Raw genomic sequence first — 8,338 nt, 5'->3', positions numbered from 1 at the left:
AAGCGAGCGACTCTGTAAGCGGTCTTTCGCGAACGCAAGCGAGACTTGATAACCGGTTTCAGCCAAGCCGAGACCTTGCATTCCAACCATAATGCGCGCGGCATTCATCATCGTGAACATGCACTTAAGGCCTTCGTTCTCTTTACCAACGAGCCAGCCNGTCGCACCTTCAAAGTTCATCACACACGTAGCGGATGCTTTGATCCCCATTTTGTGTTCCAGTCCGCCACAAAAGGCAGGATTTCTCGACCCGTCTTCCATGAACTTAGGAACGACAAAAAGGGAAATGCCCTTGCTGCCCGCTGGCGCGTCCGGCAATTTCGCCAAAACTAGATGCACAATGTTCTCAGCCAGGTCATGCTCGCCGCCGGTAATCCATACTTTGTTACCTGTGATCGAGTAACTCCCATCTGCGTTTGGCTCTGCCTTGGTTTTGATCAAGCCTAGATCTGTTCCGCAGTGCGGTTCGGTCAAACACATCGTGCCAGTCCATTCACCGGCCACCAGTTTCGGTAAAAAATAGGTTTGCTGATGCTCATTACCATGGATAGTGAGTGCATCGATAGCGCCATGCGACAAGCCTGGATACATGCCAAACGACAAATTGGTCGAACAGCACATTTCGTCTACGACCACTTTCAAAAAATGCGGAAGGCCTTGGCCACCATGTTCAACAGGCGTTGCTAAACCGCTCCAGCCTCCTTGTTGATAGGTCTGATAGGCTTCTTTAAAACCAGCGGGAGTAGTGACCGCTTTCGTTTCCGGATCATATTGACACCCTTCCCTATCGCCAGACGCGTTAATGGGCTGAAGGACATTCTCTGATAACTTTGCTGCTTCCTCTAGTACAGCACGCTGCATGTCTTCGGTCGCATCTTCAAACTGTTCAATGTTGGCTATGTTGCCAGCTTTCAAAATCTCATAGAGAACAAAGTACATGTCCTCTAAAGGAGCTTTGTAATGATTCACAATTCACCTCTATTCGTTGTTGTGTACTGCTATTACGCAAGGTTTACGAAATTAGGTCAGTGGAATTGCCAATTTCAGTAAATAGCTCAATTTACGCTATTCTTAAGAGGTAAAGTGACGTTCATAATTTAAAAAAAGACGTAAGCGCAACACGCTGAGCGCCAACAACCGGTTACCATATTGAAAACACCCAACGGAACAGACTTGTTAACGATAAGCGCATGCGTTCGCAGCCTAGGCCATCGAACGCTTATGGCAATGGTAATGCTGTTCGCGCTCATCACGTTTCACGTTCATGCTGAGCCGACGATTGACCTAAGCCCAGAAGAAGAAGCCTGGCTTGCCGCAAATCCTGTTATCAAGGTTGGCAACGATCTCGCGTGGCCACCATTCGATTTTTATGAAAATGGCATGGCGCGTGGCTACAGCATGGATTTACTGCGCGAACTTGCCGACATGCTTGGTATTGAGCTTGCCTTTATTCAAGATGAATCTTGGGATGCACTAACCACCAAGTTTGAGAACAAAGAGCTTGATGTTCTAACAGCCTATGAGATTACACCCGAGCACAAAAAACATGCCTTGTTCTCACAGCCTTATCTCAACACGCTCCGCTCCATTATCATTCGCGAAGGAACCGAGTTCCTCAATAACTATCGCGACCTCTATGGCAAAAAAGTCGCGGTTGTGCGTGGTTACGACTATGAAGAGATTATCTCTAGAGACCACCCACAAGTTGAATTAGTGTTGGTAGATACGCCAATTGAGGCACTGAAAAAAGTCTCATTCGGCGAAGCGGACGCCTTTCTCGAAAACAGTGCAGTTGCGGCATATCTAATAAACATTCATGGGTTTCCGAACCTGGAATTTGCGGGTAATCCGGATTTTCCTGGCATGGAAGTTGGCGAACCCATTCGCATTGCCGTTCGTAATGATTGGCCCGAGCTGAACGCTATGTTTCGTAAAGCATTACGCGCGCTCCCTGAGCAATCACGCATTCATCTTCGACAGAAATGGCTGCAAGTCTCAGATAGGTCAAAAAATATAAAGCTTGCGCTAACAGAACAGGAGCGCGCATGGCTGCAGTCAAAGGAAACCATAAAAGTCGCCGTAGACGCATCATGGGCCCCAATCGAATACGAAGATCAGTTCGGCAGGTTTCAAGGCATTTCGTCAGACTATTGGAAACTGCTTGAGGAACAGCTTGGTGTCCAATTTGAGTATGAAACGTTTATTCCTTGGAGCGAGGGTTTAGAAGCCTTTAAAAGAAAAGAGATCGACATCATGAGCTCTTTTGCGCGCACATCGAGCCGCGAAAACTTTACGATTTTCACAGATCCTTTTATTTCTATGCCGATCAGTATCTTCACGCGAAGCGACAATCCTTACGTTGGTAAGTTAGAAAATCTAAAAGGAAGGAAGGTCTCTGTTTTGAGCGGTTCAGCCGCCGAGGAATATTTATCAGAGAGTTACCCAGACTTATTCCTGATCGGTGTAGAGAGTGTTTCCCAAGGTTTGGAGGTGCTTGCAGACAAAAAGTCTGATGCACTTGTAGGCAATCTTGGCATCATCAATTACTACATCAACAAGCATAATATCAGCGACATTCGCATGTCTGGAAACACAGACTTCAACTATGATCTCACGCTTGGCATCCGACATGATTGGCCCGAGCTTGCGCTCATCATGCAAAAAGCGATGAATAGCATTAGTGAAGAGCAACGCGATGAAGTTTTTAATCGCTGGATGTCGGTTAAGTTTGAACATCAAGTGAACTACAACACGATCATCTGGATTGCCCTAATCGCGCTAGCCATAATCTGTTTCGTCGTTTGCTGGAACAGAGTACTTGAAAGGCAAATTCGAGAGCGAACCTCGGAGTTACAACATCAAGCCCATAACGATTCATTAACCAACCTCCCCAATCGTCTGCGCTGCCTTGAGTATTTGGACGAGCTGCGCGCTCAGGCGCAAGAGGAAAACAGCCGCTTCGCTGTCATGTTCATTGACCTGGATGACTTCAAAAGCATCAATGATTCAATGGGACACGAAGCCGGAGATGCACTATTGATTGACGCAGCGATCCGCCTCAAGTCAGTACTCCATAGTGATGACTTTGTCGGTCGTTTAGGAGGTGATGAATTTGTTGTGTTCGTCAAAGAAAAAGGGCGCGAGGGCAACTTTAGCCGAGTCGCCGATAAGATACTTCTCGAATTTAAAAACTCGTTCAATATCGAGAACCGACGCTTAAAAGTATCCGCAAGTATTGGTATTTCTATTTATCCGGATAATGGACAAACATCCTCTGTTCTGCTCAGTAACGCCGATGCCGCCATGTACCATTCTAAAGATATGGGGCGCAGCATTTATTCGTTCTTTACCGCAGACATGAACCAAGAGGTCGAAACCAGACTGCAATATACCGAGCAACTGCACAGAGCTTTACAACTCGGCGAGATTGAATGCTACTACCAACCCAAACTAAGCCTTCCCGACTTAGACATTACGGGCTTTGAAGTATTGGTTCGATGGAACAATCCAGAGCTAGGGCAAGTAAGCCCAAGAGACTTCATTCCGATCGCGGAATCCACCGGACTCATTCTTCCCATCGGACAGTTCGTCTACGAACAGGCGCTCACCAAGCTTTCGGAGCTCCAAGCTATGTTTAAGCGTGACTTTACGATGGCGATCAACCTCTCGCCTCTTCAATTCAGAGATTCAGAACTTGTCGAGTGGATTCGCACTGGCGCTCAGACCTGTAAAATTGATTTCAAAAACATTGAACTTGAGATTACCGAAGGCGTTCTTCTCAATGAATATGACTACGTTGTTACCGCGCTGAACGAATTAACCGCACTCGGTTTGAAAATCTCGCTTGATGATTTTGGCACCGGATACTCGTCTATGAGCTATCTCCGCAAATACCCGTTTGGTAGCCTGAAGATCGATCAAGAGTTTATCCGGGACATGACGGAAGACAACGACGACAGAACACTGGTTAAAACAACGATCGATTTAGCGCATGAACTAGGCATGGAAGTCGTTGCTGAAGGTGTTGAGCTAGAAGAACAGTCAACTATGCTCGCCGCAATGCGCTGCGACACCGTTCAGGGGTATTTATTCAGCAGACCCGTGCCATTTGATCAATTAGTAGCTTATCTCAAAGAGCACAAAACCTTGGGTTCGGATTAGTATAAACCTGCCTCGTATCTGCACCGAAACCGATATCCAATGATCTCTCGCTTCTGAGCGCTTACGAAACACGCATTACCACTCGATAGGTGCGCCGTCCCACGCCACAAAGGAGAGTGTTTTATCCAACGGTTGGTCCCGCATGACTGACACCAAACGCTCAGCAGAAAAGTCGCTTGAAAAAAGCTTGTTGGAAGGCACGTTTGAGCTAAATGGTGCAGAAAGTTGGGACTTCGTGGTACCAGGGTGATAAGCGAGTAGCTTTACATTCGGAAAACGACGCCCAAACTCGACCGACAGAGATTTTAACATCATATTGAGTGCGGCTTTTGATGCGCGATAGCTATACCAACCGCCAAGTTGGTTATCAGAAATGCTACCAACACGCGCCGAAAGTACCGCAACACGCGCAACCACGTTTTTGCCAAACAAACTCGATAGACTTTGCAGCCAAAGCATCGGCATCAACGTGTTCGTTTCCAACACATCCAGCGCGGACTCTCGATCCAGCGTATCGATTCTCTTCTCGGGCTGCAAAGAGCCGTTATGGAGTAAACCGGTCGCAATCACGATATCGAACTCCGGCTGGCCCCCGATAGGAAGCTGTGTTCGAATTTGCTCAACAACTCGAAGCATCGAGGCTTTGCTGCTATCGGACCTTAACAAACTTAATTTGGATTTTCCCGATGCGATGTTGAGCGGTGAGGCGTCTTCAAGAGATCTAGAAACGGCAAAAACCGTCTGAGTGTCTGCATCAGCACAAAGTTGACGGACACATCCGCCACCGATGCCACCAGAGGCGCCAATAACGATCGCAACACGGTTTGAACTATTCATTCCCATATTATCCTGCTTGTGCCGATTGATTATCCCCGAACGGGAACAAACTAACTCTTCTTACTTTCGCAAACACCATTATTACATCGAGCCTGCCCGGTCAGCATCCATGATAAGCGATATCGGTTATCAGCAAACAAAACATACGCTCTGTCTGCAAACCAGCGAATAATTGGCCAGCGCAATAGTTGTACCCACGGTTTTTTACCCACTGCCCTCCAGGCCGCTGCCGTGACATCCAGCCCTTTCAGAACCTTGCCATTCTGCTGCGCATGCAAAATGCGCATAGCCTCATCAAAATTAACATGCCCATAATGGCTTGCGAATTCTTCGCTATGCAAATCCACCAAACGCAGCTTCTTTGTCGTGTCATAGGCTTGCAACGCGCGCATTTCTTTTGCGCAAAGCGGACAGGTACTGTCATAAAAAATGATGAGTTCACTCATATTCTGTTGTCCTTTCTCGTTCAAACGCACTCTTCGCAAACACGTAAGGTACGTTCTCATGTACAGGCAGGATCATTTTAAATAAGCCTATCAAATCTTCAGGCTTGATAGGCTGCGCTATATCACCCTATCATGCCCTTCGCGATTCACATTCGACAACCATTCGTATGTAAATAACAAAACCAATTCGAGAGGAAGTAGAACTAATGGATATTAACGGAGTACCTGCAATTGTGACGGGTGGTGCATCTGGGCTGGGTGAAGCAGCTGCGCGTATGCTCGCAGCGATGGGAGCAAAAGTCAGCATCTTTGATGTGCAAATGGAGCGGGCGCAAGAAGTCGCCAAAGACATCGGCGGCCTGGCGTTTGACTGCGACGTAACCAGTGCAGCAAGCGCCGAAGCTTGCTTTGAACAAGCGCGCGCTCAACATGGCCCCGTTGGTATCGCGGTTAACTGTGCAGGTATTGGTGTGCCGGCGAAGATTCTCGGTAAAGAAGGCCCAATGGCAATGGATTTTTTCAACAAAGTCATTGCTGTCAACTTAAGCGGCTCATTCAATATTATGCGCCTTGCTGCTCATGAGATGCAGGAGCGTGAAGCAAATGGTGATGGAGAGCGCGGCGTGATCATCTCCACAGCGTCTGTCGCGGCCTACGAGGGCCAAATCGGTCAAGCCGCTTATTCTGCATCCAAAGGTGGTATCGTCTCTATGACCTTACCTGCAGCGCGCGAGCTAGCTCGCTACGGTATTCGCGTGCTTGCCATTGCGCCTGGACTGTTTATGACGCCAATGTTAGCGGCGCTTCCGGAGGCCGCTCAAGAAAGTTTGGCAGCAACACTTCCCTTTCCACAGCGCTTGGGTGATCCGAAAGAATACGCTCGCATTGTAAAGGAAATGGTCGAGAACCCCTTACTAAATGGCGAAGTGATTCGAATAGACTGTGCACTGCGCATGGCGCCAAAATAGAGAGAGCAGAATTGAGCATCATCATCGACCGGCTGCTTCGCCGGTCAGATCCACTAAGCGAAAATATCAATTCGATGACCGACTGGTTTGAACGTCATCAATGTGTAACCAATGAGCTTAAAAACAGCATCGACAAAGCGCTTTTAAGCGGTTTTTGCTTCCGACAAACAAGTTTTGCGTTTGCATCTGCGTATCAATCCGCAATGGAGTCCATGTTCCGTTTAGACGGAAAAGCAATCGCTGCACTGTGCCATACAGAAAAAGGCGTGAAAAAACCGCGTGAAATGCAAACAACGCTAACATGCCACAAGGGCAAAACTGTTCTAAACGGCAGTAAATCCTTTGTATCGGGTGGTACAGACGCCGAAGTACTTTTCATTAGCGCTGTCGATCTTCGTGAAACAACAAATGCTGAACAAGCCCATGTGCGTATTGTAAAGTTAGACGCGAAGCGAACAGGAATCAACGCGAAGGCCTTGCCAACCCTTCCCTTTGTTCCCGAGCTAAGCCATGCAGCGCTCGCTCTCAACCAAGTCACCCTATCCGATGAGGATATCGTCGATGGAGATGGGTACAAGGACATGATCAAGCCATTTCGAAGTGAAGAGGATATCCATATCCTTGCCGCTCTCACAGCCCAGAGACTCCGTGTGGCGCTAGATCAGAAGCAAACAGATATTGCGGTGCGTTTACTAAGCCTGGTCTCGTCGATCAAAGGGCTCGAAACGGCAGACCGAAGCGCGCCGTCGTGCCACTTACAATTGGCAGGGGTCAAAGCGTCTTTCGAGGACATCGTTGCCTTGCAAGAACCGCTGATTACGCAGTCGATGCCTGCTTTTCAAGCGGCTTGGCGACGAGACAAAGCCTTACTTTCGATAGCTGAAAAAGCACAGTCGATAAGAACCCAACACGCTTGGGATTACTTTTTGTCAGACCGCTTTTTAGCCGAAGACTCTTTGCGTAGAGACTTTTGAGCCGCTGATTGAACACGGGCAATTTTCTTTGCTCGCGTCTTCGCCGCTTTTTGAAGCTCACGCTGCATCCGGTCTCTGGCAGATTTTATACGAGCAGGTAGTTCGCCCTCGCTGAAGTAAGTATGAATCAGCTCTTGCGACCGCACCCGACCATTTATTTTGAACGTTCGATACTGGTTGCTCTGCTCACGGTCCAACACGCGTGCCTTCACGTTATCGCACCATTGGATATCGAGAACATCCTGAACCATTTGCTGAAGAGATTTGTCGTAAATTGGCGTTGTCACTTCAACTCGGAAATCAATATTACGCGTCATCAAATCGGCTGATGAGATAAAATATTTTGGTTCACCATTGTTGTGGAATGCGTATACGCGCGGATGCTCTAGAAAACGATCGACGATACTAATAGCCTCAATGTTTTCAGAAACCCCTTTTACGCCTGCGACTAAGGACATCATACCCCGACAAATAATGCGGATTCTTACGCCCGCATTCGAGGCCGCATAAAGCAGTTTTACGAGAGGTTCATCGACCAGATTGTTGCATTTGATTTGGATTTCAGCAGGAAGACCTTTTTCCGCATTGCGAATCTCCTGATGAATCAGCTCTGTCAAACCAATTCGTTGAGTCAAAGGAGAGAGCAGCAAGTGCTTATAATCATGTCGACGATAGGTATAGCTAATAAAATCAAACACATTCGCGACATCTTTTCCGATCTCTTGATCCCGCGTGATCAAGCTGAAATCTGTATACAAGGTTGCCGTTTTCTCGTTGAAATTACCGGTACCAATGTGTGAGTAGTAACGGAGCTTTCCTTCTTCCTTCCGCGTAATAGATATGAGCTTTGAATGCACCTTCAGCCCCGGAACACCAAAGATAACATTTACTCCGCCATCGGTGAGCTGATTCGCCCAAGCGATATTATTCGCCTCGTCGAAGCGCGCTTGCA

General features: G+C 47.7%; 6 protein-coding genes and 1 pseudogene. 3 read left to right on the top strand and 4 right to left on the bottom strand.

The window, feature by feature from the left end; genetic code table 11:
• Positions 1 to 969 (bottom strand): acyl-CoA dehydrogenase family protein (locus A3751_RS00680; RefSeq protein ID WP_197466066.1); only part of this gene is annotated, 969 nt, incomplete at its 3' end.
• Between the two features lie 264 nt (positions 970 to 1,233).
• Here A3751_RS00680 and A3751_RS00675 point away from each other — a divergent pair.
• The gene (locus A3751_RS00675) at positions 1,234 to 4,161 is read left to right on the top strand and encodes a transporter substrate-binding domain-containing protein (RefSeq protein WP_197466065.1); all 2,928 of its coding nucleotides are present in this window, start codon (positions 1,234 to 1,236) and stop codon (positions 4,159 to 4,161) included.
• 75 nt (positions 4,162 to 4,236) lie between these two features.
• On the opposite strand, the gene A3751_RS00670 is transcribed toward A3751_RS00675, so the two are convergent.
• On the bottom strand, positions 4,237 to 4,998 hold the full coding sequence (locus A3751_RS00670; RefSeq protein WP_068451047.1) for an SDR family NAD(P)-dependent oxidoreductase: 762 nt from the start codon (positions 4,996 to 4,998) through the stop codon (positions 4,237 to 4,239).
• Positions 4,999 to 5,048: 50 nt separating this feature from the next.
• Entirely contained in the window at positions 5,049 to 5,444 is a 396-nt protein-coding gene (locus tag A3751_RS00665; protein WP_068451041.1) for a thiol-disulfide oxidoreductase DCC family protein, read from the bottom strand.
• A 206-nt stretch (positions 5,445 to 5,650) separates the two neighbouring features.
• Here A3751_RS00665 and A3751_RS00660 point away from each other — a divergent pair, with 206 nt between their 5' ends.
• On the top strand, positions 5,651 to 6,412 hold the full coding sequence (locus A3751_RS00660; protein ID WP_068451038.1) for an SDR family NAD(P)-dependent oxidoreductase: 762 nt from the start codon (positions 5,651 to 5,653) through the stop codon (positions 6,410 to 6,412).
• Positions 6,413 to 6,423: 11 nt separating this feature from the next.
• A complete protein-coding gene (locus A3751_RS00655) occupies positions 6,424 to 7,386 on the top strand; it encodes an acyl-CoA dehydrogenase family protein (protein ID WP_068451035.1) in 963 nt (320 codons plus the stop codon).
• Here the strand turns inward: A3751_RS00655 and A3751_RS00650 are convergent.
• Positions 7,332 to 8,338 (bottom strand): annotated as a pseudogene (locus A3751_RS00650) (hypothetical protein); the annotation flags it as partial. The gene A3751_RS00655 and the pseudogene A3751_RS00650 sit on opposite strands and share 55 nt — an antisense overlap.

The sequence above is a fragment of the Oleiphilus sp. HI0080 genome (genome assembly GCF_001635135.1).
This window is presented reverse-complemented; position numbering and strand designations above follow the sequence as displayed.

What these genes read in the sequence shown, in the direction of transcription:
- A3751_RS00665 (WP_068451041.1), bottom strand. Translation starts at nt 5,444, where the DNA reads ATGAGTGAACTCATCATTTTTTATGACAGTACCTGTCCGCTTTGCGCA.
- A3751_RS00670 (WP_068451047.1), bottom strand. Translation starts at nt 4,998, where the DNA reads ATGAATAGTTCAAACCGTGTTGCGATCGTTATTGGCGCCTCTGGTGGC.
- A3751_RS00675 (WP_197466065.1), top strand. Translation starts at nt 1,234, where the DNA reads ATGCTGTTCGCGCTCATCACGTTTCACGTTCATGCTGAGCCGACGATT.
- A3751_RS00660 (WP_068451038.1), top strand. Translation starts at nt 5,651, where the DNA reads ATGGATATTAACGGAGTACCTGCAATTGTGACGGGTGGTGCATCTGGG.